Raw genomic sequence first — 26,289 nt, forward strand, 5'->3', positions numbered from 1 at the left:
CGGAACAAGCCGCGCTACAGCGCCGGCTCGGCCTTCTTCAGGATATAGCCGATGCCGCGCAGCGAAGTGATTTCGACATCCGCCCCGGCATCGCGGAGCTTGCGCCGGACCCGCGAGATCTGCGCTTCCAGCGTGTTGGACTCGATCAGGTCGTCGAAGCCGTAGACCGCCTCGATCAGCACGTCGCGCGTCACGACGCGGCCGGTGCGCTGGACCAATGCCTCCAGGATCAGCGCCTCGCGCCGACGCAGGTCGAGCGCTTCCGTCCCGACCGAGGCGTTGCGGCCTTCGAGATCGAGCGAGAGATTGCCCGCATTGAGGACGAGAGAGCGCTTCGGATTGCGCCGGCGTGCGAGAACGCGGACGCGTGCGATCAGTTCGCCCGGCTCGAACGGCTTGACCAGATAATCGTCCGCCCCGCCGTTCAAGCCCTCGATCACGTCGGGCTTGGCGTCACGCGCGGTCAGCATCAGGAAAGCCGGGCGGTTCTCCGCCGTGGCCATCGCCTTGACGATCGACAGCCCGTCGCCATCGGGCAGGCGCCGGTCGACCACGGCGATGTCGAACGGCGCCGTCCGCAGGGCCGCAAGCGCGGTTTCCACGCTATCCGTGCGGTCCACGACCAGCCCCGCATTGCCGAGCAACAGCGAGAGATAGGACATGAGCTCCGGCTCGTCCTCGACAATCAAAGCGCGCATGTCACGTCCGTGGTGATGCATGGATGGAACGTCATGTCGGAGAAGGGGCGACAAATCCAGACATGACGCTCCACCCATGACCGGTTGCGGTCGGCGCGACAGCGACGCACGCGCGGTGTACCGCAACCCGAACCAGGCCGGCTGACGGGCCGGCCCGGAACCTGCGCGATCAGAACCGGTAGTTCAGGCCGGCCTTGACCAGATGCTCGGTGACGCCGACCCGCGTGCGGCTGTTGCCGAGCTGGAAGTTGTCCTTGCCAAGCGAGACGTAGTTGTACTCGACCTTGGCCGAGAGATTATCGGTGATGCCGTATTCGGCGCCGGCGCCGACGACATAGCCGGTCTTGCCGCGCGTCTTGGAGAGCAGGCCGTCGCTCGCCTTGATGCTGCCATAGGCGAGACCACCGGTTCCGTAGACCAGCAGGCGGTCGAAGGTGACACCGGCGCGCGCCTTCAGCGTTCCGACATAGCGCATGTCGGCACTGGTGCCGCTGCCACGCTTCGAGCCCTTGCCGAAGCCGTTCATCGACAGGTCGCTTTCGACGCCGAAGAGCATCGTGCCCATCTGGACGTTGTAGCCGACCTGTCCGCCGAACAGCACTTCGTTGCGGCTCTTCTTGCTGACGCCGTTGAAGCGGTCGAAGGCGCCGCCGGCATGCGCGCCGACATAGAGGCCATTCCAGTTATAGGCACGCGGCGCCGAATAGGCCGGCCATTCCTGGGGCCGCGGCCGTGCCCGGTCGGCCGCCTCGGCGGGCAACGCGAACAGGGCCATCAGGCCGAGGGCGGCCATCGGAAGGATACGAGACATCGATTACTCCTTGCGGGGCTCCTCGCCACCGACACATCTGCCAGCCGATTCGGCTCCGTGGGTCGGAGCGGGCCGGCATGCGCAGATTGCGGGCGAAGATTACGGCAAGGTTGCCCATTCCGAGGGCAAGGACGGCCGAAGCCGAGCGATGTCGAAAAAAGGCCCCGCCGATGGTGGGCGGGGCCGGATAGAGGCTGGTCAGAGAACCGGAGCCGCCTGCTTGCCGAGCTCCTCGGCCGGCGGAATCCGGCCGCCCTCGAACCAGTAGGACGCGGCCGCGCGGGACATCGCCGCCCCGTCATGGCCGATGCCGGCAACCGTGAGCAGTTGCCAGTTGCAGGGCACGCCGAGACGCGCGGCTTCGGCCTTGCCGAAATCGAGCATGAAATGCGCACGGCCATAGCGATGCGGCCCCTGCGCCAGGGCTTCCGCCTGCGCCGGCAGGTTCGGGTCATCCGTCGCGATGTCGCGATCGCCGGCGAAGAGGATCATCGGATAGGCGAGCCAGCGCGTCAGCGCCGCCTTGTCGAGCCCAAGCCCGCCGAGCCCTTCCGGAAAATTCCGCTCCGGCGTCGGCAAGGTGTACCAGCCGGGATTGGAGGCCATCGCCGCCGCGAACAGCGCGCCGCCTTCCGTTGCCAGCATGCGATGCACGAACTGGCCGCCGGCCGAGTGGCCGAAGATGCGGATCACCGGCTTGTCGATCACGCCGGCGGCACGCAGCGCGTCGATCACGCGGCCGGGCACAGCATAGAGCCACTCAGTGCGCGGGACGATCGCGCCATCGCCCGAAACGACCAGGCCATTGTTGTAGCCTTCGGCCTTGGGGAAAGGCTCGTTCGGGAAGGTCGGTGCGACGATCAGCAGGTTGTGCTTCTCGGCCGCGTCGATCCAGAAATCGCGGTAGTCGTCGCCATTGCGCAGCATGCCGTGCTGCACGACGATCACGGGATCGTTCGGCTGGTGCCGCGCCGGGCGGTAGAAATTGACCTCCAACGGCTTGTCCGGATGGCTGACGTCGATGAAGGGCAGCGCGCTGCGCCCGGTCGGCGGGTTCAGGGTCGTGGTGGTCATGCGGCCTCCGGAGCCTTGTGCAGATGGCAGGCGGCGCTGCGGCCGGGCGCGATCTCGGTGAGAACCGGCCGGACCTCGCGGCAGACCGGCATCGCCTGCTCGCAGCGCGGATGGAACGGACAGCCCGGCGGCGGCGCCAGGGGCGAGGGCAACTCGCCCTTGAGCGGCTGGAAGGCGCGCTTGCGCCGCGCCGCCGAGGGAATCGCGGCGATCAGCGCGGCGCTATAGGGATGCGCCGGCTTGGCGAAGATCTCCGCCGCCGTGCCGACCTCGACGATGCGGCCGAGATACATGATCGCGACGCGGTCGCTGATATGGCGCACGAGGCCGAGATCATGGCTGACGAAGAGATAGGTCAGGCCGTGGCGCTCGCGCACATCCATGAACAGGTTGATCACCTGCGCCTGGATCGAGACGTCGAGCGCCGAAACCGGCTCGTCGCAGACCAGGAAATCCGGCTTCACGGCCAGCGCCCGCGCGATGCCGATGCGCTGGCGCTGGCCGCCCGAGAACTGGTGCGGATAGCGTTCGCGATAGGCGAGATCGAGCCCGACCTCGCTCAGCGCCTGGTCAACCGCCCCATCGATCTCCGCCTTGGGCAGGAGCTTGTGGACGCTCAAGGCCTCGCCGACAATGCGGCTGACCTTCATGCGCGGGTCGAGCGAAGCGTAAGGGTCCTGGAAGATCATCTGGACCTTCAGCAGGAAATCGAGCCGTTCCTGGCCCTTGAGCCCCACGACCGGCCGCTGCTCGTAGACCACCTCGCCGGTCGTCGGCTGCAGGATGCCGGTGACGACACGCGCCAGCGTGGACTTGCCGCAGCCGGATTCGCCGACGAGGCCGAGCACTTCGCCGCGCTTGACGCTGAGATCGATACCGTCGACGGCGCGCAGCACCGGCGGCGCCTTGCCCCGCCCGGTCGCCATCAGGATGCGTTCCGCCAAGGTCGGCTTGCGGCGGAAATGCTTGGTTATGCCCTTGAGCTCGATGATCGGGGCGCCGGTCTGGGCGGTTGTCGAAGCACTCATGCCGCTTCTCCCACCGGCACCGGATTGTGGCAGCGGAAGCGGTGCACGCCCTCGCCTGTCGTTTCAGGATCGCGCTCGGCGCAAACCGGCTGGACGCGCGGGCAGCGCGGCCGGAACGGGCAGCCGCTCGGGCGGGCATCGATACGCGGCGCGACGCCGTCGATCTGGTTCAGGCGCTCGCCCGGCGCGACATTGGCGGCCGAGGAATGGAGCAGGCCGAGCGTATAGGGATGGCGCGGTGCGTCGAGCACCGCGTCCACCGGTCCGATCTCGACGACGCGGCCGGCATACATCACCGCCACCCGGTCGGCGAGCTCGGCCACGACCGCGAGGTCGTGCGTGATCCAGAGCACGGCCGTGCCGGTCTCGCGGGCGAGCTTCTGCACCTCGAACAGGATCTGGCTCTGGATGGTGACGTCGAGCGCCGTCGTCGGCTCGTCGGCGATGATCAGGTCGGGTGCGTTGAGTAACGCGGTCGCGATCGCGACGCGCTGGCGCATGCCGCCGGAGAACTCGTGCGGAAACTGCTTCAGCCGCGCTTCCGGCGAGGAGATGCCGACGCGGGCCAGCGCCTTCGCCGCTTCGCCGAGCGCTTCTTCGCGGCTGCAATCGCGATGCTCCAGGATCGCCTCGCTCATCTGCTCGCCGATGCTGAGCACCGGATTCAGGGTCATCAGCGGGTCCTGGAAGATCATGGCGATGCGGTCGCCCCGGAGGTCGCGCAGGCGCTCCTCGGTCGCAGCGCGCAGGTCTTCGCCGCCGAAGCTGATCGTGCCCGCGACGATCTCGCCGGGCGGATCGATCAGGCGCACCAGCGAGAAGCCGGTCACCGACTTGCCGGAACCGGATTCGCCGACGAGCCCCAAGACCTCGCCGCGCGAGACGCTGAGATCGACGCCGTCGACGGCGGGCCAGGCGCCGTCGAGCGCATGGAAGACGGTCCTGAGGCCACGAACCTCGAGCAAGGGGTTGGTTGTGAGATCGGTCATGAGCGCACGTTGAAGCTGCGGCGCAGCCGGTCGCCGACGAGGTTGAGCGAGCCGATCAGCAGGACCAGCGCGATGCCGGGGAAAACCGCGATCCAGTATTCGCCGGAGAGCAGGAACTCGAAGCCGTTGGCGATGAGCAGGCCGAGGGAGGGCTGCGTCACCGGCACGCCGACACCGAGGAAGGACAGCGTCGCCTCCAGCGTGATCGCGCCGGCGATGCTGATCGAGGCGACGACCAGCACGGAGCCGACCGAGTTCGGCAGCAGATGCGCGATCATGATGTGCCGGGTCGGCAGGCCGAAATTGAGCGCCGCCTCGATGTATTCCTTGCGCCGCTCGACCAGCGCGGAAGCGCGCATCAACCGGGCATATTGCGCCCATTGCACCAGCACGATGGCGAGGATGACCTTGTCGACCCCGCGCCCGATCGAAGCGAGCAGCACCAGCGCGATCAGGATCGAGGGGAAGCCGAGCATGAAGTCGACGACGCGCATGATCACGGCATCGACGACCCCGCCGAACTGCGCCGCCACGAGCCCGGCCGAGATGCCGATGAAGAGCGCCCCCAGCGTCGCGGTGAGCCCGACCATCAGGCTGGTGCGTAGGCCGTAGAGGATCGCGCTCAGCATATCGCGGCCCTGCGAATCCGTGCCGAGCCAATAGGTCATGCCGTTCATGCCGGCCTCGCCCGGCGGCAGGCGGTTGTCCATCACGCTGAGCGCAGCGAGGTCATGCGGGTTCTGCGGCGTGATGAAGGGCGCGAGCAGGGCGAGCGCAACCATGATGCCGAGCAGGATCGCGGCGCCACGCGTCGTCGGCCGGTTGCGGATGCGGCGCAGCACCTTCTCGCGGAGCGGCGTGTCGGCATAGGCGGGGATGGCCGGGGCTTTCGCTGGGGCGTTCATGCCATATCTCCCGTCAGCTTCACCCGCGGGTCGAGCGCGGCATAGAGGATGTCGACGAGGAAGTTGACGGTGACGAAGAGCAGCGTCGCCAGCAGCACATAGGCGACGACCACCGGCCGATCGAGCTGGTAGACCGAGTCGATCAGCAGCTTGCCCATCCCCGGCCAGGCGAAGACCGTCTCGGTGATCGTCGAGAAGGCGACGAGGCTGCCGAACTCGATGCCGACCACGGTGACGACCGGGATCAGGATATTGCGCAGCACATGCCGGCCGACGACGCGGCGCGGCTTCACGCCCTTGGCGCGCGCGTATTTGACGTAATCCTGCGTCATCGCCTCGGTCGTGCCGGCAGCGACGAGGCGGATCATCAACGCCATCTGGGGGATCGCGAGATTGATCGCCGGCAGGGCGAGATGGCTAAGCCCGTCCCGGGTCAGCAGGCTGGTCTGGATGCCCAGGACCGAGACCGTCTCGCCACGTCCCGCCGTGGGCAGCCAGCCGAGCACCACCGCGAAGAGCAGGATCAGCATCATGCCCTTCCAGAAGCTCGGCAGCGAGAAGCCGAGAATGGTGCTGCCCATGATGATGCGCGACGGACGGCTGTCCGGGTCGAGCCCGGCATAGAGCCCGAGCGGCACACCGGTGACGATAGCGAGCGTCATCGAGAGCAGGACGAGCTCGAAGGTCGCGGGCAGGCGGCCGAGGATCAGCTCGATCGCCGGCACGCCATGCACGAAGGAGCGGCCGAGATCGCCCTTCAAGGCGTTGCCCATGAAGACGAAATATTGTTGCCAGACCGGCAGGTCGAGGCCGAGACGCCGGACCAGCGCCTCGCGCTCGGCCGCGCTGGCCGAGGGCGAGACGAGCAGTTCGATCGGATCGCCGATGCCGTAGACGGCGAAGAACACCACGACCGAGACCGCGAGCAGCACGAGCACGCTCTGGATCAGTCGCTGCAGGACATAGGCGCTCATGACGCTCGACCAGCTCCGCTCAATGGTTCACGGGCCGCCCTGCGAGAGGCGGCCCGGCTTGTCGATGGCCTGTCGGCCGGCGGCTTACTTGGCCTTCGGCTTCACCGACATCGCCAGCATGAACTGGTCGGCGCGGCCCTTGACGTCGAGCTCGGACTTGAAGGCCCAGATGCCGCTCTCGAAGTGCAGCGGGATGAAGGCGTAGTCGTCGATGACGATCTTGCCGGCTTCCTGCAGCAGCGACGCGCGCTTGCTGTCGTCGAGCGTGGTGATGGCCTCGCGGATGATCTTGTCGAACTGGTCGTTCTTGTAGCCGCCATAGTTCGAGCCGCCGATCGTCTTGGCCTCGTTCGGGGTCGGCGGCCACTGGCGCAGGAACGACGCCGCCTCGCCGGTGCCGGAGCCCCAGCCGCCGATCGCGACCGAGAATTCCTTCTTGGCGCGGCGCGGGAAGTAGATCGCGCGGGTCATCGCGTCGACCTCGGCCTTGATGCCGACCTGGGTCAGGTACTGTGCGACGGCCTGGGTGATCTGGCTGTCGTTGATGTAGCGGTCGTTGGTGGTCGAGAGCGTGAGCTGGAAGCCCTTGGGATAGCCGGCTTCGGCCAGGAGCTTCTTCGCTTGCGCCGGATCATAGGCCAGCTTCGGCGGGTTCGCCCGCGTGCCGAACATGCCGGTCGGCAGGTACTGGTAGGCCGGCTCCGCGGCACCGTCCATGATACGCTTCACGATGGCGTCGCGATCGATGGCAAGCGACATCGCCTTGCGGACGCGCAGGTCCTGCAGCGGGTTCTTGCCGTCCTCGGACTTGACGAAGGGGCTCTGGTCGCGGGCGACGTCGAGCTGGAAATAGACGACGCGGGTCGAGGGCGTGATGACATGGCCGAAGCGCTTGTCGTCCTTGATCCGGCCGAGATCGCGTGCCGCCGGGTTCTCGATCACATCGTAATCGCCAGCGAGCAGGCCGGCGAGGCGCGGGCCAGCATTGGTGACGGGAAGCAGGCGCACGGTCGCCCAGGGCTCGGCCTTGCCCCAATGGGTCGGGTTGCGCTCGAGCTCGATCGCGGAGCCCCGCACATAGGACTTGAGCTTGTAGGGGCCGGTGCCGACGGCGAGCGTGCCGTCGTTGAAGCCGGTCACGGTCGGCCAGGGGCCGGTGACGCCGCAGTTCTTGGCGACGTCGTAGCTGATCGCGCCATGCTCGACGATCGAGGCCGAGAGGATGCTCAAGCCCGACAGCAGGTTCGGCAGCAGCGGCTCGGGCTCCTTCGTGTTGATCACCAGCGTCTGAGCGTCGGGCGTCTCGACCGAGGCGAAATTGCCGGTGATGTCGGCGAAGGAATCGGAGACCTTGGTCTCGTTCTTCAGCGTGCGGCAGAAGGTGAAGACCACGTCCTCGGCGGTGAACGGCTTGCCATTGGTGAACTTCACGCCGTCGCGCAGCTTGAAGGTCCAGCGGTTCTTGCCATCGTTCTCCCAGGCGGTGGCGAGGCCGGGATGCAGCTTCTGCTGCTCGTCCTGGCGCACCAGCGAGTCGAAGATATGCTGGGCCAGTGCATTGTTGGGGGTGAGGTCGTGGTAATGCGGATCGACGGCCGTCGGCTCCGAAGCCAAGGCGATGCGCAGCGTCTGCGCCGAGACGGTCGTGCCGGCAAGGCAAGCGGCCGCGAAGGCCGCAAGGAAAATGGGTTTACGCATGATCAGGTCCGCTCCCGGTTGAAACCGCTTTTGACAGTTTTATTTTCGTCTAGTAGCAAACATGAAAATTTTCGAACGTCAATCGGGTAGCCGCGCATGTCACAGGGCCTGAAGCCGACGACGGACCTTTCCAATCGGATCGCCCAGATTTACCCGTCGCTGAGCAACGGCCATCGTCGCGCTGCCGATTTCGTGCTGCAGCACCCGCTCGATGTCGCGACCATGACGATCGAGGGGTTGGCCGAGGGCAGCGGCACCTCCAACGCGACGGTGACGCGCTTTGTCAGGGCGCTCGGCTACGCCAACTACAGCGAATTCCGCGGGGGGCTTTCGGCAGCCCTGAAATTCGCCCATGACCCGGTCGACAGCTTCGCCGGCGCCCGCTCCGCCGCCGGCTCGATCTTCGCGACCTTCACCGCCGCGCTCGCCGACCAGAACGCCAATCTCCAGGCCTCTCGCGACGGGCTCGACGAGTCTTCCGTGACGAAGGCTGTCGAATTACTCCTGAAGGCGCCGCGCGTCTTCATCGCGGCCTCCGGCGCCAGCCATCATGTCGCTTCGTTCCTGGAGGACGGGCTCGCGCTCTATCTCGATGCCGACGTGATCTTCGCGTCATCGCGCACCGGCCCGGAGCGCGCCATCCGGCACATGATGTCGGCCCGCCCCGACGACCTCGTCGTCGCGATCTCGGTGCCGCGTTATTCCCGCGCCACGCTGGATCTCGCGAGTTTCGCCAAGAAGCGCGGCGCCTCACTGCTGGCGCTGACCGACAGCCCGACCTCGCCGCTCGCCCCCGTCGCCGATGTCACGCTCTTCGCCCCGGCCCGCAGCCGCTTGCTGCCGAACTCGCCGACCGCCGTCTTCGCCCTGGCCGATGCGCTGATTGCCGCCGTCGCGCGCGAGCGGCCGGATGCGGTCGAAGCCCTCAAGGAACTCAGCGAAAGCCTGCTCTGGACCTTCCACCAGTAGCCGGCAGCACCGGGATCAATCGGTCTCGGATGTACCGTCCGCGGATTCCAGCATCTGCCGCCAGCCGGCATGCAGCACGGAAGGGTCCTCGCGATCGACGCCATAGGTGTTGAGCACGTGCTGGAGATCGTTCATCCGCGCGATCAGCCCCGGCCCCTGCCGCAGGCCGACGAGGATCATGAGCACCTCGATCGCGATCAGCTGCACGACATAGGCGTCGGTGCCGACCAGCATGGTCGCATCGCGCGGCACGTCGATCGGCACCACGATATGGCCGAGTTCGGCGAGCGGCGTCCCGGTCTGCGTCAGCACGATCACGGTCGCGCCCCGCTCCCGGCCGACCTCGACGGCACGCAAGAGCGCCGGCATGCGCCCGACGAAGGAGATCGCAACCAGCACATCGGCCGAGGTCAGAGTCGCTGCCGCAACGAGCTGGAAATGCGCGTCCGAGAAGGCGTTCGCGGTCAGACCCAGGCGGAACAGCCGCGCCTGCAGGTCCTGCGCCAGGAAATGCGAGGTCGCGCCGGTGCCGAGGCAGTCGATCCGCCGCGCCCGCTTGATCGCCGCCGCCGCCCGGTCGAGCTCGGCCGGGTCGAGCCGGCGCTGCCATTCGGCGATGACCGTGGTCACGCTGCCGGTGACGTTGCGCACGACATCGTTGGCGGTCTCGCCGACATGCACCGAACGGTGCAGGAACGGCGCGCCCAGCGCCAGCGCGCCGGCGAGCTTCAGCTTGAGATCCTTGAGGCCCTCGCAGCCTGCCGCGCGCGCGAAGCGCACGATGGTCGGGGCACTGACACCGGCCCGGGCCGCGATATCCTCGACATTGGCCTTCACCGCCCAGTCGGGATCGTCGAGGATCAGCCGCCCGACGCGCCGCTGGCTCTCGGACATCGTGTCGAGCCCGGCGCGAATGGCGCTGAGGATATCGGACGCGCCGACCGTATCCTCAGGCCCGGCAGGCCGGCCGTTGATATCGGAGGCTTGGGATCCGCGCGTCATGCCGCAAGCCCTCGGTTGGAGATGATCATGCAGGCCGGCCAGAGCCGGCCTGCGGGAACTGCGTTGGCCGGGCGGCCATCACAGCGCCTTTCTGAGGCGCGGGTCCAGCATGTCGCGCAGGCCATCACCGACAATCTGCAAGGACAGGGCCACGAACACGATGGCCAGGCCCGGGAAGGCGACAAGCCAGAAGGCATCATCGGCGAATTGCTGGCCGGACGCGATCATCGTGCCCCAGGTCGGCACCTCCGGCGGCACGCCCGCGCCGAGGAAGGAAAGCCCCGCTTCGGCCAACACCGCATAGGCGAAGATGAAGGTCGCCTGCACCAGCACCGGCGAGGCGATGTTGGGCAGGAGATGGATCGACAGGATGCGAGCGGTCGAGGCTCCGATAGAGCGGGCGGATTCGACGAAGGGCATCTCGCGAACGACGAGCGTCGAGGCACGGATGACCCGCACCACGCGCGGCGTGTAGACGATCGACAGGGCCAGCACGACATTGCCGGCCGAGGCGCCGAGCACGGCGACGAGGAAGATCGCCAGCAGGATATCGGGCAGCGACATCAGCGCATCGACCAGCCGCATGATCGGGCCGTCGAGCCGCTTGAAATAGCCGGCAAGCAACCCGAGCGCCGCGCCGAGCGTGATCGAGATCACCACGACCGAAAAGCCGATGCCGAGCGAGGCGCGCGCGCCCCAGACGACCCGCGAGAAGATGTCGCGGCCGAGCTCGTCGGTACCGAACCAGTTGACCTCGCTCGGCGGGCGCAGGCGCCTGACCACGCGCATCGCGCCGGGATCGAAGGGCGAAAGCCAGGGCGCGAACAGCGCCAGCACGAAGGCGATCAGGAGCACGAGCGTCGCGACGAGCACCAGCTTGCGCCGGAACAGGCTGCGGCAGAAGGCGAGGACAGGTGAGTTCATCGTCGCCCCCTCAGTAACGGACGCGCGGATCGACCAGCGTGTAGATCAGGTCGATGAGGAGGTTGATCAGGACATAGATCGCGGCAACCGCGAGCAGCGCGCCCTGGATCACCGGATAGTCGCGCCGCAGCACCGCCGAGACCACGAGATTGCCGACGCCGGGCAGCCCGAACACGGTCTCGGTGACGATCGCGCCGCCGATCAGCAGCGCCAGCGTCAGGCCGAGCACGGTGATGACCGGCACGAGGATGTTGCGGAAGGCATGCTCCAGCAGCACGCGCCGCTCGGACAGGCCCTTCGCCCGCGCCGTGCGCAGGAAATCGGCGCTGAGGATGTCGAGCATGCTGGCGCGGGTGAAGCGCGTGATCAGCGCCGAATTGACCACGCCGAGCACGGCAGAAGGCAGCAAGAGGTGCTGAAGTCGCTCGGCGAGGCTGGCCTCCGGCGAGCCGTAGCCGGCGACCGGGAACCAGCCGAGCTTGACCGCGAAGAGCTGGATGAAGATCAGCCCGAGCCAGAAGCTCGGGATATTCGCGGCGAGCATCGCAAGCCCGCTGACTGCCTGGTCGATCGGGCGCCCGCGCCAGACCGCCGAGGCGATGCCGGCCGGCACGCCGATCGCGGTGGCGATCGCAAGCGAGAACATCGCCAGGAAGAAGGTCGGCTCGGCCCGTTCGAGTAGGGCCTGCGTCACCGGCCGCTGCAGGAAGATCGAGTGGCCGAGATTACCGCTCGCGACCTCCTTCAGCCAGAGCACGAACTGCACCACCAGCGGCTTGTCGAGCCCGTAGGCAGTGCGCAGCTTGGCGATGTCCTCGGCCGTGGCCTGGTCGCCGAGCATCAGCGCGGCCGGGTCGCCGGGGGCCAGCCGCGTCAGGAAGAAGACCAGTGCGGCGACGATGAAAAGCACGAGCAGCAGGCCGGCGAACCGGCGTCCGAGATGCACGAGCATCGGATACGCTCCGTTGGCTGGAGGCAGGCGTTTCGGGAAAAGGAGAAGCGGCGCGGTCGAGACCGCGCCGGGGAGGCGTCAGATGTGACGGCGATCCCTTGGGATCACTTGCCCAGTTCGACGTTCCAGAAGGACGGCCACGGCATCGCCGCGAAACCCTTCATCTTGGCCGAGGCGCCGGAGAGCGCGGCGAAATTGCCGGCGCGGATATAGGGCACCTCGTCATAGACGACCTGCTGGACCTTGGCCCAGAGCGCGCCGCGCTTGGCCGGGTCGGGCTCTGCGTTGAAGACGGTGAGAGCGGCTTCCTTGGCCTGGCTCGACCACCAGCCGGGCGCGCCTTCGCCGAGCTGCGGCGGCGAAAGCATCGGCTCCGGCAGGAAGGCCGAGTGGGTGATGTAGATGTCCCAGAGAGCGGCGTCGCCGCGGCGCTGGATCAGCGTGGCCCAGTCGACGACGTCGAGCTGCACCTTGAAGCCCGCCGCCTTCATCTGCTCGGCCATGACCAGCGCCATGCGATGATGGAAGTCGTACTGCTTGGAGTTCAGGATGCGGATCGGCGTGCCGTCATACTTGGCCTCGGCCAGCAGCTTCTTGGCGCCGGCAGCGTCGGCCTTGCTGTATTTGTCCTTGCCGGCCTCCGAGAAGAAGGGCGAGCCCTTCGGGAAATGCTCGGGCGCCAGCGCGAAGAACTTCGGGTCGCCGAAGCCGGCCATCAGCACCTCTTCGAGGTCGAGCGCCATCTGGAAGGCCTGGCGGACCTTCACATCGGTCATCGCCCCCTGCTTGGTGTTGGTCGGGAAATAGGGGAAGCCGAAGGGCATGGTCAGCACGGCGCGCGCCGCGCTGGCACCCGACAGCTTCTTGAAGGCCTCGACCGGCAGCTGGTCCGAGAACTGGTACTGGCCGGCGATCACGCCCTCGACACGGGTATTGGCGTTCGGCACGGGAATGAAGCGCAATTCGTCGATCTTGGCTTCGCGCTTGCCGGCATAGCCGGAGGCCGGCTCGCTGCGCGAGGCGTAAGTGTCGTGCTTGACGAGGACGACGAACTGGTCGGGCCGGCGTTCCCGGAACTTGTAGGGGCCGGTGCCGACGAATTCGACCAGCGGATTGGCAATCGATTCCTTCGCCATGATCGCGGCGAAGCCCGACGGCAGGGCGAGATGCGCCAGCAACGCCGGCTCGACCTTGCTGAGCACGATCTCGACGCTCGACGGGCCCTTGGCACTCAGGCTCGCGACGCTCTTGGCGAGGCCCTTGCCGCGCGGCGTCATCTCCAGCCAGCGCTTCAGCGAGGCGACCACGTCCTCGGCATCGAGCTCGCGGCCGTTATGGAGTTTCACGCCCTTGCGCAGCTCGATCGCATAGGTCTTGCCGTCGGCCGAGACGGTCGGCTGGGCCGCCGCCAGCATCGGCTGGATCGCCCAATTGGCGTCGAAAGTGAACAGCGGCTCGTAAACGTGCTGCATGATCGTGCCGACGAGATCGGCGGTCGAGGCCATCGGATCGAGCGACTGTGGTTCGCCGACCATGGCGAGGTTAGCGCTCGTAGCGCCCTGCGCCAGGGCGGCGACCGGAGCGAGCATCGTCGAGGCCGCGAGACCGGCGGCAAGGCCGCTGAGGCCACGGCGCGTCAGGCCGGCACGAGACAGGACATCGTTCTGCATGATCACTCCCCGTAGAAGCCGCTATTTGCGGCGTTATGAAATTTTATTACGGATCATTTACCGCAGCGGCAGCCGAAGTGCAATCGAGATTCGTCGATACCCCCGCCATGGGCGCAGATCTGCCCGACTTCACCCAACGATCACCGCGGAGCGCTGAAGTCAAATATGTAATTTAATTCCTAAATCCGAACAGCTGAGCAGGTGGCATCTCACTAAGGATGGGGATTCCCGGCCTGACCGGACCTGCTCAGGCCGCGCCGATCCGCGCCGCCGCAAAGCGCTCGCGCAGCCAGCGCGCCGCCGGTCCGCAGGGGCGCTGCTTGTGCCAGACCATCTCCAGCGCCACCGGCAGGTCGAAATCGTCGAACTGGAGATCGGGCGTGACGAGATCGGCCGTCACCGGCGAGTTCGCGATGACATAGCTGGAGACGAAGGCCCAACCGATGCCCTGCTTGACCAGTTGCAGGATCACCCAATGGCTCTCGACCCACCAGACTTCGGCCGCGACCCTCAGGCGCTGCTTCTCCGGCCCGTCGCCGCGCGCCGCCACGAGGATCTGGCGATGACGCTTCAGCTCCTCCCAGTCGACACGCGTGCCGGCGAGCGGATGGCCCTTGCCGCAGACGAGCTTGATCGGCACCCAGCCGACTGTCTGGAAGCCTAGCTCCGGCGGCAGCGCCTCCTGGCGCCACATCACGCCGATATCGGCCTGACCGGCCAGGACGAGCCGGCTGACATCCTCCATCAAGGGAAACAGCAATTCCAGTTCGACATGCGGGAAATGCCGCGCGAAATCGGCGAAGAGCGCGCCCAGCAGATGCTCGGGATACAGCTCGTCGATGGCGACGACGAGCCGCGTCTCGACAAGACTCTCGAAACTGCTGGCGACGCCGATCAGATGCGCGCGCCGGTCCAGGATCACCTTCGCCTCACGCAGCAGGCGCTCGCCCGCCGCCGTCAGCACGGGATTGCGCCCGGCCCGGCTGAACAGCGCGACGCCCAGGTCCTCCTCCAGATTGGCGACCTGCGTGCTCACCGCCGACTGCGCCTTGCGCAGCGCGCGGCCAGCAGCCGAGAAGGAGCCCTGCTCGGCCGCCGCGACGAAGGCCTCCAGCTGCTCGAAGGAGAGATTCATCTATCTGATATCCAGATACAAACTAACTTGAGATAGCCAGATTTAGCGATAGAAGGCACCGCGTCAACGAGAACGACAGGTGTTTTAGATGTCCATGCGCTCCTTCCCCGATCGGGTTCGCCACACGGTGCTGTTCGAGATCATCGGGCTGGCGCTGGTGATCCCCGGCGGCGCCATGCTCTTCAACCTGCCGGCGACCCATATGGGCGTGATCGGCGTCGGCTCGGCCACCGTCGCGACGCTCTGGAACTTCGTCTACAATCTCGGCTTCGACCACGCGATGCTTCGCTTCACCGGCCATACCCGCAAGAGCCTGCGGCTGCGCGTGCTGCACGCGCTGCTGTTCGAAGGCGGATTGCTGGTCCTGCTGCTGCCGCCGATGGCCTGGTATCTCGGGATGGGCCTGTGGGAGACCCTCGTGATGGACCTCGCCATCGTGGTTTTCTACGTGGTCTACGCCTTCCTCTTCAATCTCGCCTATGACCGGGTCTTCCCCGTCCCGGCGCAGCCACAGCTGGCCGTCGCCTGAGCCTCCCGCCGGCCTGACGCGGTCGTAGCGCTTAGGCCCTCCCAGCCTGCCGGCGATCTGTGCTACGGCAGCCATGGACATTCGCGGGCGATCGTATTCTGATCGCCCGGAACCTCCGGGGCGGCCTGCCCGTCCCGGCGCGAATGCATGTCGCGGCAGCAGGCCGCGCCCTGGGAGGAACGATGACAGGCAAGATCTATGACGGCCCGGCGGCTGCGCTGGAAGGGCTGCTATTCGATGGCATGACGATCATGTCGGGCGGCTTCGGTCTGTCGGGCAATCCGGAGAGCCTGATCCCGCAGATCCGCGATTCCGGCGTGAAAAACATCACCGTGATCTCGAACAATGCCGGCGCCGATGGCTTCGGCCTGTGGATGCTGCTGCAGAGCCGCCAGATCAAGAAGATGATCGCGTCCTATGTCGGCGAGAACAAGCTGTTCGAGCAGCAATATCTCGCCGGCGAGCTGGAGCTGGAATTGAACCCGCAGGGCACGCTGGCCGAGCGCATTCGCGCCGGCGGAGCCGGCATCCCGGCCTTCTATACCAAGACCGGCGTCGGCACCGTGGTCGCCGAGGGCAAGCCGGTCGAGGAGTTCGAGGGCCAGCTCTATGTCCGCGAGACCTGGCTGCGCGCCGATGTCGCCATCGTCAAGGCCTGGAAGGCCGATACCGCCGGCAATCTCGTCTATCGGAAGACCGCGCGGAACTTCAATCCGAACATGGCGACCGCCGGCAAGGTGACCGTGGCCGAGGTCGAGGAGATCGTCCCGGTCGGCTCGCTCGATCCCGAGGCGATCCACACGCCCGGCATCTATGTCGACCGCGTCATCAAGAGCACGATCAACGAGAAGCGCATCGAGAAGCTGACCGAGCGCAAGAGGGAGGCAGCCTGATGGCCTGGACCCGCGAAGAGGTCGCCGCCCGCGCGGCCAAGGAGCTGCAAGACGGCTTCTACGTCAATCTCGGCATCGGCATCCCGACGCTCGTGGCGAACTACATTCCTGATGGCGTCGACGTCACCTTGCAGTCGGAGAACGGCCTGCTCGGCATCGGTCCCTTCCCCTATGAGGGCGAGGCCGATCCGGACCTGATCAATGCCGGCAAGCAGACGATCACGGTGCTGCCGAGCTCGAGCTTCTTCTCCTCGGCCGATAGCTTCGCGATGATCCGCGGCGGCCATATCGACCTGACCATCCTCGGCGCCATGGAAGTGGCCGCCAATGGCGACATCGCCAACTGGACCATCCCCGGCAAGATGGTGAAGGGCATGGGCGGCGCGATGGACCTCGTCGCGGGCGTGAAGAAGGTCATCGTCGTGATGGATCACGCCAACAAGGCCGGCGAATCCAAGGTGCTGGAGCGCTGCTCGCTGCCGCTGACCGGCGCGGGCGTCGTCGACATGATCATCACCGATCTCTGCGTGATGACCTGCGACAAGGCCAATGGCGGCGGGCTGACCCTGGTCGAGATCGCGCCGGGCGTCACGCTCGACGAGATCAAGGCCAAGACGCAGGCCGCCTTCGCCGTCGCGCCAAGCCTCGCAAAGGCCGCGTGAGCGGCCTCCTCCGCGCACGGCCGGCGACGACCCCAGCCATGCTGGCCGCGTTCTCGGACGCGGCCACGTTGCGTCATGCCCTCGCCTTCGAGGCCGAACTCGCGCGCGCAGAGGCGGCCGACGGTCTGATCGGCGCCGAGGTGGCCGAAGCGATCGCTAAGCTTTGCGCCACGATCACGATCGACCCCGCAGAGCTCGCGGAGGAAGCGGCGCTCGCCGGCACGCTGGCGATCCCGCTGGTGGCGCGCTTGCGCGCCGCCCTGAGTGGTGACGCCGCCAAGGCCTTGCACAAGGGCGCCACCAGTCAGGATGTCGCCGACACGGTTTTGGCCTGCCAGATCCGCGCTGCGAGCGGCCTGCTCGACCGCGACCTGATCCGCATCACGACGGCGCTTGCCGTTCTCGCCAAGCGCCACGCCGCGACACCGGCGATCGGCCGCACACTATTGCAGGATGCGCTGCCGATCGGCTTCGGCCTGCGCATCGCGCATTGGCAGGCTGGCGTTGCGGAATCCGCAACCCGCCTGCGCCATGAAGTCGAGACAGGTGCCGCCCTACAATTCGGCGGCGCGGCCGGCTCCCGTGCCGGCCTCGACGGCAAAGCGGCGGCCGTCTCCGCCCGTCTCGCTGCGGCGCTCGGCCTGCCCGACGCGCCGCCCTGGCATGCCCGCCGCGGCGGCATCGCCGGCATCGCGACGGCGCTCGCCATTGCCATCGGCGCGCTCGGCAAGATGGCGCGCGACGTCTCGCTGCTCGCCCAGAACGGTATCACTGAGGCCCGCGAACCCGCCATTCCCGGCCGCGGCGGCTCTTCCGCCATGGCCCATAAGCGCAACCCGACTGGCTGCCAGGTCGCGCTCTCGGCCGCCTTGCGCGCGCCCGGCCTCGTTGCCGGCATCCTCGCTGGCCTCCCCGCCGAGCAGGAGCGCGGCCTTGGCGGCTGGCAGGCGGAAGGCCCGGCACTGGCCGATCTCTTCCTGCTTGCGGCCGGCGCGACTGAGGCCATGGCGACGGTCGCGGAAGGGCTGGAGATCGACGAGGCCGCCATCGCCCGCAATCTAGCGGCGGCTGGGCTCGGCAACGATATCGGCGAGAGCGCAGCCCTGGTCGCCGCGCTGCTCGCAGAGGACGATTGAGGAACGCACGATGCCTTTCGCAGCGAATAGCGGCGCCCGCATCTACTGGAAGCTGGAGGGCAGCGAGGACAAACCTGCGCTCGTCCTGCTGAACTCGATCGGCACCGATCTCGGCTTATGGGACGCGGCCATGCCGGCCCTGCTCGGCGCCTTCCGGACCTTGCGTCTCGACACGCGCGGTCACGGCGCCTCCGATGCACCCGATGGCGACTACACGCTCGGCATGCTGGCGGGTGACGTCGCCGCCGTCATGAACGCAGCCGGCATCGCACGGGCGGCTGTGGCCGGCGTCTCGCTCGGCGGCATGATCGCGATGGAGCTGGCGCTCTCGCGGCCCGAGCGCGTCTCGGCGCTGGCGCTGATCTGCACCTCCGCCACCATGGACAAGGCAGCCTGGCAGGACCGGATCACAAAAGTCCGCGCTGGCGGCACCGCCGCGATCGCCGATCTCGCGATGCAGCGTTTCCTGTCGCCGGCCTTCACGGCGGGGCAGACGGCCATCGCCGAGAGCGTCCGCCGCAACCTCGTTGCCATGAACAGCGAGGGGTATGCCGGGGCCGGCGCCGCGATCCGCGACATGGAGCTGATCGGCCGCATCCCCGCGCTCGCCTGCCCGACGCTGGTCGTCGTCGGCGAGCGTGATGCCTCGACGCCCTTCGCCGGCCATGGCGAGAACCTCGTCGCGGCCATCCCCGGCGCTGCGCTGGAACGGCTCGATTGCGGCCATCTCTCTCCGCTGGAAGCGCCCGCCGCGCTGGCCGGTGCCCTGCGTGCCTTCTTCACGCCCGCCCCGGATACACAGGACGCGGCGGAGGCCCTGTTCGAAGCCGGTCTCAAGAACCGTCGCCGCGTGCTGGGCGACGCCTGGGTCGACCGTTCTCTCGCCAATCGCACGCCGTTCAACGCCGAGTTCCAGGCGATGATCACCCGCATCGCCTGGCAGGAGATCTGGAGCCGGCCCGGCCTCGACGACCGCACGCGCCGCCTGCTCGTGCTCGCGATCACCGCGAGCCTCGGCCGTTGGGAGGAGTTCCGCCTGCATGTCCGCGCCGGGTTGACCAGAGGCGGCTTCACCCGCGACGACCTCAAGGAGGTGCTGATGCAGACGGCAATCTATGCCGGCGTGCCCGCCGGCAACACCGCCTTCGCCGAGGCCGCCGCCGTGATGAAGGAGATCGAGGCGGCAGGCTAAGCTACGTCAGGCCTTCGCCCGATAATCCGAGGGCGACACGCCCGCTCGCTTGGCGAAGAAGCGCGAGAAATAGGCAGGATCGGCAAAGCCCAGCCGGAACGATATCCGCGAGATCGACATCGACGTGTAGACGAGATCACGCCGCGCCTCGATCATCAGCCGATCCTGAATGACCCGCGCGGCGGAGCGGCCGAGCAGTTCCCGGCAGGAGCGCGAGAGATGCGGCACCGAGGTGCCGAGCATCCGCGCATAATCCGTCAGCGCATCATGATGCTGGAAGCGCGTCTCGACCCGCTCGACGAAGCGGCGGACGAGATCGGCCCGCGCATCGCGCGCCGGCTCCGCGACCGCCCGCGCCCCGCGCATCGCCCGCACGAACCAGGCCGCGATCAGGTCCGCATAGGCGCCGAGGGAGAACTCCCGCACCGGCCGGTTGGCGGCGAATTCACCCATCGCCAGCCGGAGCGTGGCATCGAGCCCGGCATATGGCCCCTCGCCGACCGGCACATGCAGCACCGCCGCGCTACCGAGCAGCGCGCGCGCCTCCGGTTCGCTGGCGAACAGGCGCTTCAATGAGGTCGCGGCCGCGCTGGCGACGAAGCCGTCGGTACCGTCGAGGAAGGCGAATTCATGGATCGTCGAGGGCGGCAGCAGCAGCACCGAGCCGGGCGACAGGGCGTGCTCGCGCCCGTCCACGCGCGTGCGTCCTCCCCCCGCCGTGACGAGAAAGAACTGGAACAGGTCGTGATGCATATGCGGCTGGATCGTCCAGCCATGCAGGGAGCTGCGCGCCACGATCGGCTCGATATGCAGCGCGTCGGGAAAGCGCTCCGTCAGGCGTTCGCCATAGAGCCAGTAGGCGGGGACGCTTCTGCCGGGCATGGCGCACTCACGATCGATTTGTCCAAGACAATGCGCGAATCCTCCATTCCGTCAACGTCGGTGAAAGCGTTAGCATCGACCTGCGGATCGAACGGTGCAAACCGTGGAGCCGCGGGAGGCAAAGAAGAACAATGCGGACGCAGGTCGCCATCATCGGCGCCGGGCCCGCGGGATTGCTGCTTGGGCAGCTCCTGTCGCGCGCCGGCATCGACAACGTCATCCTCGAACGGCGCAGCGCCGACTATGTGCTGTCGCGCATCCGTGCTGGCGTGCTCGAACAGGGCATGGTCGACCTCCTGCACGAGGCCGGCGTCGGCGAACGCCTGGATCACGAAGGTCTCGTCCATGACGGCTTCTCGCTCGCTTTCGGCGGCGCGCTCCATCGCCTCGATCTGAAAGACCTGAGCGGCGGCAAGACGGTCACCGTCTACGGCCAGACCGAAGTGACGCGCGACCTGATCGCAGCCCGCCAGGCCCTCAGTCGCCCGGCGATCTACGAGGCCGAGGACGTCGCGCTCCACGATTTCGATGGCGCCGCGCCGCGCGTGACCTTCCGGGCGAACGGGCAGGAGCAGGAGCTGCATTGCGATTTCATCGCCGGCTGCGACGGCTATCACGGCGTCTCGCGCGCCTCCGTCCCGGCCAGCGCCTTGCAGACCTTCGAGCGCGTCTACCCGTTCGGCTGGCTCGGCCTGCTGGTCGACAAGCCGCCGGCCGCGCATGAACTGGTCTATGCCAATCACGAGCGCGGCTTCGCGCTCTGCTCGATGCGTTCGGCCGAGCGCAGCCGCTACTATGTCCAGGTCCCGCTGGAGGAAAACGTCGGGAACTGGTCGGACGACGCCTTCTTCGACGAATTGCGTCGCCGCCTGCCATCCGAGATCGCCGAGACCGTGCAGACCGGACATTCGCTGGAGAAGAGCATCGCTCCGCTGCGCTCTTTCGTCGCCGAGCCGATGCGGTTCGGGCGGCTCTTTCTCGCGGGAGACGCCGCCCATATCGTGCCGCCGACCGGCGCCAAGGGACTGAACCTCGCCGCCAGCGACATCCGCTACCTCTTCGACGCCTTCCGCGAGCATTATCGCGAGGGCTCGAATGCCGGGCTCGACCGCTATTCGGCGCGCGCGCTCGCCCGTGTCTGGAAGGCCGAGCGCTTCTCCTGGTGGATGACCAACCTGCTGCATCGCTTCCCGGAGCGCGACGGCTTCGATCAGCGCATTCAGCAGGCGGAGTTCGACTATCTCGTCCATTCCCGCGCGGCGGCCACCGCCGTCGCCGAGAACTATGTCGGCCTGCCTTATTGAGGGCATTGCCCTCGCGGCAGAAAATTGCGTTGGTGACAACAAGAGGCACGGCGCCATGGCGGCGACCGGCCCGAGCAGCTAGAGCTTCGACCCACGCAAGGCATTTGCGGGATCGCAGGCAGGATCGGGAGGAGATGGAATGACCAAGGGTTTCCTGAACAGGTTGCTGCCAGCCAGCGCGCTGGCTCTCGCCGGAGCACTGGCGCTCAGTGCTTCCGCCATGGCGGACACGATCAAGGTCGGCATCATCGGGCCGTTCTCCGGCCCCTTCGCCCTGCAGGGCAAGAATTTCCAGGCCGGCGCCGAGGCCTGGCTGGCGCAGAACGGCAAGACCGTCGCCGGCCACGATATCGAGCTGGTCTATCGCGACCTGCCGACAGCCAATCCGCAGCAGGCCCGCGCGCTGGCGCAGGAGCTGATCGTGCGCGACAAGGTGCAGTATCTCGGCGGCGTCTATTTCACGCCGGACGCGATGGCGATCACCCCGCTGCTGAAGCAGGGCAATGTCCCGCTGGTGATCTTCAACGCCGCGACCTCGGCGATCATGAATTCCTCGCCGCTGGCGGTGCGTACCTCCTTCACCCTGTCGCAGACCACGACACCGCTCGGCAAGGCGGCGGTGGAGCGCGGCGTCAAGAAATTCGTCTCGATCGTCAGCGATTACGGCCCGGGCGTCGATGCCGAGGGCGCCTTCAAGAAGGCGATCGAGGCGGCTGGCGGCGAGGTCAAGGAAGCGATCCGCATCCCCCTCAATACCACCGAGTTCAGCCCGATCATGCAGCGCATCCGCGATGCCGGGGCCGAGGGCGTCTTCGCCTTCCTGCCGTCGGGCCCGCCGACGCTCGGCTTCGTCAAGGCCTTCAGCGATACCGGACTGAAGAAGGCGGGTGTCAAGCTCTTCGCGCCGGGCGACCTGACCCAGGAATCGGACCTGCCGGCTCTCGGCGAGGCGGCAGCCGGCCTGATCACCTCGTTCCACTATGCGGTCTCGCATGATTCCGAGATCAACAAGCGCTTCGTCGCCGCAGCCGAAAAGGCGATCGGCGCACCCGATCTCGTCTCCTTCCCGGCCGTTGGCGCCTATGACGGGATGTTCGTGATCTCCAAGATGATCGCGGCCACGGCCGGCAAGCAGGACGCGGAAAAGGCGGTCGAGGCGGTGAAGGGGCTCGGCTGGGAAAGCCCGCGCGGCCCGGTCAAGATCGATCCCGAGACCCGCCACATCACGCAGACGATCTACCTGCGCGAAGTCGCGAAGGATGCGCAGGGTCGCTGGATCAACAAGGAAATCGCCAGCGTGCCGGAGCAGAAGGATTCCGGCCTGACGAAGTAACGGCCTTAAGCCTGAAACGCGGCGGGAGCGCGCAAGCTCCCGCCCTCCGCTCCCGTTCGACGAGGCCCGCAACATGCAGACCGCGCTGAGCATCGCCATGGACGCGCTGGCCTATGGCATGGCGCTGTTCATCATCTGCATCGGCCTGTCGCTGACCATGGGTCTGATGCGGGTGGTGAACCTCGCCCATGGCGCCTTCGCCATGATCGGCGGCTACATCGCCTCCTATGCCGCCCGTGACCTCGGCCTCGGCTATGCCTTCGGCATCATCCTCGCCATGATCGGCACGGTCATCATCGCCGTGCCGCTGGAGCGGCTGCTCTATCGCCGCATCTATGACCGCAGCGAACTCTCGCAGGTGCTGATGACGATCGGCATCACCTTCTGCGTCATCGGCATCACCAACTATTTCTTCGGCCCGACCCTGAAGACCATTCCCCTGCCGGCGGAGCTCGCCCGCTCGGTCGATCTCGGCTTCCGCAGCATCGCCGGCCACCGGCTCTTCGTCATCGCGAGCGGCCTCGTCGTCGCCGGCGGCCTGTGGTTCCTGATCGAGCGCACCGGCTTCGGCATCCATCTGCGCGCCGCCGTCGAGAACGCGCCGATGGCGCGCACGCTCGGGATCCGCACCGAGATCATCTATGCCGCGAGCTTCGCGCTGGCGATCGGGCTCGCGGCCTTCGGAGGCGTGGTCGGCGCCGAGTTCCTGCCGATCGAGCCCTATTACGCCCTGCGCTACATGGTGACCTTCCTCGTCGTCGTCTCGGTCGGCGGCGCGGGCTCGATTCCCGGCGCGCTGGCGGCCTGCCTGCTGCTCGGCGCCATCGACGTCACCGCGCGCTATCTCGTCCCGGATTTCGGCAATTTCTTCTTCTATCTCGCGGTGATCCTGGTGGTCTGCGCCTTCCCGCGCGGCCTGATGGGGCGGGCGCAGTAGCATGGCACTCACGACGCCCCTGCCCGCTGCTCCATCCGCAAGCCGCACGCTCGGCCGCGATCTCCTTGGCCTCGCGTTGATCGCGCTCGCGGGCTTCGCCGGCTATTGGCTCTTTCCCGACAATCTCGCTTTCCTGACCCGCGTGATCTCGGTCGCGCTGCTTGTGCTCTCGCTCGACCTGATCGTCGGCTATTGCGGCGTCGCCTCGCTCGGCCAGGGCGCGCTCTATGGCGCCGGGGCCTATGCTGCCGGCATCGCCTGCGTTCACGGCGTCACGGACCCGGTCCTGCTGATCCTGATCGGTGCCGGGGCCGGCGCGGCCATGGGGCTTCTGATGGGCGCGATCATGCTGCGCGCCCATGGCCTGCCGCAGCTCGTGCTCTCGATCGCGATCGTCCAGCTCCTGCACGAGGCCGCCAACAAGGCCTCCTCGATCACCGGCGGTAGCGACGGCCTCTCCGGCATGAGCCCGGCCCCGCTCTTCAGTATCTTCGAGTTCGATCTCTGGGGCCGCAGCGCCTATCTCTTCGGCCTCGGCCTGCTCCTGATCGTCTTCGCCGTGCTGCGCTTCGTCACGCGCTCGCCGTTCGGCATGGTCTGCCGAGGCCTGAAGGAGGATCCGCTCAGGATCAGCGCGCTCGGCATCTACGCCTTCCCGGTCCTGCTCAAGATGTTCGTCATCTCCGGCACTGTGGCCGGCATGGGCGGCGCGCTCGCGGCCATCGCGACGCAGGTCGTGGGGCTCGACAGCGTGAGCTTCGAGGTTTCCGCCAATGCGCTGGTCATGCTGGTGCTCGGCGGCATCGGCCATCTCTATGGCGCGCTGATCGGCACGGTGATCTTCATGGCGCTCGAGCACATCGTCGCCGCGATCAACCCCTTCCACTGGATGACGCTGGTCGGCGCCGTGCTGATCGCCATCGTGCTCTTCGCCCCGCGCGGGCTCTCCGGCACGCTCGATGAATTCGCCCGCCTGCTGACGCGCGATCGCTGGAGGGCCGGGCGATGAGCGCGGTCTTCGAAGTCGCCCACCTTTCCAAGGCGTTCGGCGGTCTCAAGGTCAACAGCGACATCTCGCTGGCGATGAATGAGGGCGAGCGCCTCGCCCTGATCGGCCCGAACGGCGCCGGCAAGACCACCTTCGTCAATCTCGTCACCGGCCGCATCCCGCCAAGCGCAGGCAGCGTCCATCTCGCGGGCGAGGACATCACGAGCCTGGGCGCCGTCAAGCGCGTCAGGCGCGGCCTCGTCCGCACCTTCCAGGTCACGCGGCTCTTCCCCGACATGACGCCGGAAGAGCATGTCGTCATGACCATCCTGCAGCGCCTCGGCCGGGCGACGCGCATCCTCGCCCGCTTCCATGGCGATTCCGAAGCGGCAGACGAAGCCGCCGAAATCCTCGCCACGCTCGGCCTGACCGAGGTCGCCCGCCGCAAGGTCGCGACCATCGCCTATGGCCAGCAGCGCCTGCTGGAGATCGCGATCGCTCTGGCGCAGCGCCCCAAGGTGCTCCTGCTCGACGAACCCGCCGCCGGCGTACCATCCAGCGATACGCCGCGCATCGAGGAGGCGCTGGCGAGGCTCCCCGCCTCGCTCGCCGTGCTGATGATCGAGCACGACATGGACCTCGTTTTCCGCTTCGCCAAACGCGTGGTCGTGCTGGCGGCGGGCGAACTCATCTTCCAGGGCCTGCCGGCCGAGGTCGCCAGGGACCCCAAGGTCCGCGAAGCCTATCTCGGGAGCTATGCCCATGCCGGCAGCTGAGCTCGACATCCGCAATCTGAGCGCCGGCTACGGCCAGACCCATGTGCTGGAGGATGTCTCGTTTTCCGTGCCGGCCGGCGGGCGCCTCTCCATCCTCGGCCGCAACGGCATGGGGAAGACCACGCTGATGGCGAGCCTGATGGGCCTGACCCGCCGCTATGCCGGCAGCATCAGCCTTGGCGGACAGGATGTCACCGCGCTCGGCACGGCGGCCCGCGCCCATGGCGGCATCGGCCTCGTCCCGCAGACCCGCGAGATCTTCAAGGGCCTGACGGTGGAAGAGAATCTCTTCGCCGGATTGAAGGGCCGCCCACGTACGGCGATCGAAGAGGCCTACACACTCTTCCCGCGTCTCGGCGAACGTCGCCGCAATCTCGGCTCGCAGCTCTCCGGTGGCGAGCAGCAGATGCTGGCGACCGCGCGCACCATCCTCGGCCAGCCCTCCGTGCTGCTGCTCGACGAGCCGTTGGAAGGTCTGGCGCCGGTCATCTGCGACATGCTGATGGAAGCGTTCGGGCGGCTCGCTGCGAGCGGCGCGATGACCATCCTCTTCGTCGAGCAGCGGCTGGAGAGCGCGCTCGCCTTCGCCGATGACGTCATCATCCTCGAACGCGGCCGCATCGTCTGGTCGGGCAAACCTGATGCCCTGCGCGCCGATGCCGACGTGCTCGAACGCTATATCGGCGTCGGCGGGCTGCACTGAACGGGAATGCGCGGGTCATCCCGGCCGAAGCGAAGCGTAGAGCCGGGATCCATTCCTGAACTTCAACCGGAAGCGCTCCGGAATGGATCCCGAGTCAAGCCCGGGATGACGGCGTGTTTCCCAGC

The 26,289-nt window shown here is 67.4% G+C and carries 26 protein-coding genes; 12 read left to right on the forward strand and 14 right to left on the reverse strand.

Features of this window, described 5'->3' with window-relative positions; all coding sequences use genetic code 11:
* Positions 1 to 14 precede the first annotated feature (14 nt).
* The 8 genes from AC3WMA_RS13090 to AC3WMA_RS13125 form a co-directional block, all read right to left on the reverse strand.
* A complete protein-coding gene (locus AC3WMA_RS13090; protein WP_492285783.1) occupies positions 15 to 698 on the reverse strand; it encodes a response regulator transcription factor in 684 nt (227 codons plus the stop codon).
* A gap of 169 nt (positions 699 to 867) precedes the next feature.
* Entirely contained in the window at positions 868 to 1,509 is a 642-nt protein-coding gene (locus AC3WMA_RS13095; protein WP_492285784.1) for an outer membrane protein, read from the reverse strand.
* Positions 1,510 to 1,707: 198 nt separating this feature from the next.
* On the reverse strand, positions 1,708 to 2,583 hold the full coding sequence (locus AC3WMA_RS13100; protein WP_492285785.1) for an alpha/beta hydrolase family protein: 876 nt from the start codon (positions 2,581 to 2,583) through the stop codon (positions 1,708 to 1,710).
* Positions 2,580 to 3,611, reverse strand: coding sequence for an ABC transporter ATP-binding protein (locus AC3WMA_RS13105; RefSeq protein WP_492285786.1), 1,032 nt, complete (start codon positions 3,609 to 3,611; stop codon positions 2,580 to 2,582). The genes AC3WMA_RS13100 and AC3WMA_RS13105 overlap by 4 nt, the downstream gene beginning before the upstream one ends.
* The gene (locus AC3WMA_RS13110) at positions 3,608 to 4,600 is read right to left on the reverse strand and encodes an ABC transporter ATP-binding protein (protein ID WP_492285787.1); all 993 of its coding nucleotides are present in this window, start codon (positions 4,598 to 4,600) and stop codon (positions 3,608 to 3,610) included. The genes AC3WMA_RS13105 and AC3WMA_RS13110 overlap by 4 nt, the downstream gene beginning before the upstream one ends.
* On the reverse strand, positions 4,597 to 5,505 hold the full coding sequence (locus AC3WMA_RS13115) for an ABC transporter permease (RefSeq protein WP_492285788.1): 909 nt from the start codon (positions 5,503 to 5,505) through the stop codon (positions 4,597 to 4,599). Before AC3WMA_RS13115 ends, AC3WMA_RS13110 begins: the two co-directional genes overlap by 4 nt.
* On the reverse strand, positions 5,502 to 6,479 hold the full coding sequence (locus AC3WMA_RS13120) for an ABC transporter permease (protein WP_492285789.1): 978 nt from the start codon (positions 6,477 to 6,479) through the stop codon (positions 5,502 to 5,504). Before AC3WMA_RS13120 ends, AC3WMA_RS13115 begins: the two co-directional genes overlap by 4 nt.
* An 84-nt stretch (positions 6,480 to 6,563) precedes the next feature.
* A complete protein-coding gene (locus AC3WMA_RS13125) occupies positions 6,564 to 8,177 on the reverse strand; it encodes an ABC transporter substrate-binding protein (protein WP_492285790.1) in 1,614 nt (537 codons plus the stop codon).
* Between the two features lie 96 nt (positions 8,178 to 8,273).
* On the opposite strand from AC3WMA_RS13125, the gene AC3WMA_RS13130 reads away from it, so the two are divergent.
* Positions 8,274 to 9,146: a MurR/RpiR family transcriptional regulator gene (locus AC3WMA_RS13130; protein ID WP_492285791.1), complete on the forward strand. Its 873-nt coding sequence runs from the start codon at positions 8,274 to 8,276 to the stop codon at positions 9,144 to 9,146.
* A gap of 15 nt (positions 9,147 to 9,161) precedes the next feature.
* On the opposite strand, the gene AC3WMA_RS13135 is transcribed toward AC3WMA_RS13130, so the two are convergent.
* The 5 genes from AC3WMA_RS13135 to AC3WMA_RS13155 all read right to left on the reverse strand — a co-directional run bounded on the left by AC3WMA_RS13135 (position 9,162) and on the right by AC3WMA_RS13155 (position 14,829).
* The gene (locus AC3WMA_RS13135; RefSeq protein WP_492285792.1) at positions 9,162 to 10,148 is read right to left on the reverse strand and encodes a MurR/RpiR family transcriptional regulator; all 987 of its coding nucleotides are present in this window, start codon (positions 10,146 to 10,148) and stop codon (positions 9,162 to 9,164) included.
* Between the two features lie 78 nt (positions 10,149 to 10,226).
* The gene (locus AC3WMA_RS13140; RefSeq protein WP_492285793.1) at positions 10,227 to 11,072 is read right to left on the reverse strand and encodes an ABC transporter permease; all 846 of its coding nucleotides are present in this window, start codon (positions 11,070 to 11,072) and stop codon (positions 10,227 to 10,229) included.
* A 10-nt stretch (positions 11,073 to 11,082) separates the two neighbouring features.
* Positions 11,083 to 12,024 (reverse strand): ABC transporter permease, encoded by a 942-nt coding sequence (locus AC3WMA_RS13145; RefSeq protein WP_492285794.1) that lies wholly within the window; start codon positions 12,022 to 12,024, stop codon positions 11,083 to 11,085.
* 104 nt (positions 12,025 to 12,128) lie between these two features.
* Positions 12,129 to 13,694 (reverse strand): ABC transporter substrate-binding protein, encoded by a 1,566-nt coding sequence (locus AC3WMA_RS13150; RefSeq protein ID WP_492285795.1) that lies wholly within the window; start codon positions 13,692 to 13,694, stop codon positions 12,129 to 12,131.
* A gap of 247 nt (positions 13,695 to 13,941) precedes the next feature.
* On the reverse strand, positions 13,942 to 14,829 hold the full coding sequence (locus AC3WMA_RS13155; RefSeq protein WP_492285796.1) for a LysR family transcriptional regulator: 888 nt from the start codon (positions 14,827 to 14,829) through the stop codon (positions 13,942 to 13,944).
* Between the two features lie 88 nt (positions 14,830 to 14,917).
* Here AC3WMA_RS13155 and AC3WMA_RS13160 point away from each other — a divergent pair, with 88 nt between their 5' ends.
* The 5 genes from AC3WMA_RS13160 (at position 14,918) to pcaDC (ending at position 19,241) form a co-directional block, all read left to right on the forward strand.
* Positions 14,918 to 15,358, forward strand: coding sequence for a PACE efflux transporter (locus AC3WMA_RS13160; protein ID WP_492285797.1), 441 nt, complete (start codon positions 14,918 to 14,920; stop codon positions 15,356 to 15,358).
* Between the two features lie 182 nt (positions 15,359 to 15,540).
* Positions 15,541 to 16,251 carry a CoA transferase subunit A gene (locus tag AC3WMA_RS13165; protein ID WP_492285798.1) on the forward strand — a complete coding sequence of 237 codons (711 nt, stop codon included), beginning with the start codon at positions 15,541 to 15,543 and terminating at the stop codon, positions 16,249 to 16,251.
* Entirely contained in the window at positions 16,251 to 16,913 is a 663-nt protein-coding gene (locus AC3WMA_RS13170; RefSeq protein WP_492285799.1) for a 3-oxoacid CoA-transferase subunit B, read from the forward strand. Before AC3WMA_RS13165 ends, AC3WMA_RS13170 begins: the two co-directional genes overlap by 1 nt.
* Positions 16,910 to 18,049, forward strand: coding sequence for a lyase family protein (locus AC3WMA_RS13175; RefSeq protein ID WP_492285800.1), 1,140 nt, complete (start codon positions 16,910 to 16,912; stop codon positions 18,047 to 18,049). The genes AC3WMA_RS13170 and AC3WMA_RS13175 overlap by 4 nt, the downstream gene beginning before the upstream one ends.
* A 10-nt stretch (positions 18,050 to 18,059) precedes the next feature.
* A complete protein-coding gene (gene pcaDC, locus AC3WMA_RS13180; RefSeq protein WP_492285801.1) occupies positions 18,060 to 19,241 on the forward strand; it encodes a bifunctional 3-oxoadipate enol-lactonase/4-carboxymuconolactone decarboxylase PcaDC in 1,182 nt (393 codons plus the stop codon).
* Positions 19,242 to 19,247: 6 nt separating this feature from the next.
* Here pcaDC and AC3WMA_RS13185 read toward each other — a convergent pair whose 3' ends face one another.
* The gene (locus tag AC3WMA_RS13185) at positions 19,248 to 20,123 is read right to left on the reverse strand and encodes a helix-turn-helix domain-containing protein (protein ID WP_492285802.1); all 876 of its coding nucleotides are present in this window, start codon (positions 20,121 to 20,123) and stop codon (positions 19,248 to 19,250) included.
* Positions 20,124 to 20,254: 131 nt separating this feature from the next.
* Between AC3WMA_RS13185 and pobA the strand changes: the two genes are divergently transcribed.
* The 6 genes from pobA to AC3WMA_RS13215 all read left to right on the forward strand — a co-directional run bounded on the left by pobA (position 20,255) and on the right by AC3WMA_RS13215 (position 26,164).
* Positions 20,255 to 21,427 (forward strand): 4-hydroxybenzoate 3-monooxygenase, encoded by a 1,173-nt coding sequence (gene pobA, locus AC3WMA_RS13190; protein ID WP_492285803.1) that lies wholly within the window; start codon positions 20,255 to 20,257, stop codon positions 21,425 to 21,427.
* A 139-nt stretch (positions 21,428 to 21,566) separates the two neighbouring features.
* Positions 21,567 to 22,760 (forward strand): ABC transporter substrate-binding protein, encoded by a 1,194-nt coding sequence (locus AC3WMA_RS13195; protein ID WP_492285804.1) that lies wholly within the window; start codon positions 21,567 to 21,569, stop codon positions 22,758 to 22,760.
* A gap of 73 nt (positions 22,761 to 22,833) precedes the next feature.
* Positions 22,834 to 23,697: a branched-chain amino acid ABC transporter permease gene (locus AC3WMA_RS13200; protein ID WP_492285805.1), complete on the forward strand. Its 864-nt coding sequence runs from the start codon at positions 22,834 to 22,836 to the stop codon at positions 23,695 to 23,697.
* A 1-nt stretch (position 23,698) separates the two neighbouring features.
* Positions 23,699 to 24,706, forward strand: a complete 1,008-nt coding sequence (locus AC3WMA_RS13205) for a branched-chain amino acid ABC transporter permease (RefSeq protein WP_492285806.1) — start codon at positions 23,699 to 23,701, stop codon at positions 24,704 to 24,706.
* Entirely contained in the window at positions 24,703 to 25,461 is a 759-nt protein-coding gene (locus AC3WMA_RS13210) for an ABC transporter ATP-binding protein (RefSeq protein ID WP_492285807.1), read from the forward strand. The genes AC3WMA_RS13205 and AC3WMA_RS13210 overlap by 4 nt, the downstream gene beginning before the upstream one ends.
* Entirely contained in the window at positions 25,448 to 26,164 is a 717-nt protein-coding gene (locus AC3WMA_RS13215) for an ABC transporter ATP-binding protein (RefSeq protein ID WP_492285808.1), read from the forward strand. Before AC3WMA_RS13210 ends, AC3WMA_RS13215 begins: the two co-directional genes overlap by 14 nt.
* Positions 26,165 to 26,289 lie beyond the last annotated feature (125 nt).

Source organism: Allobosea sp. FW305-C-101, from assembly GCF_058783685.1.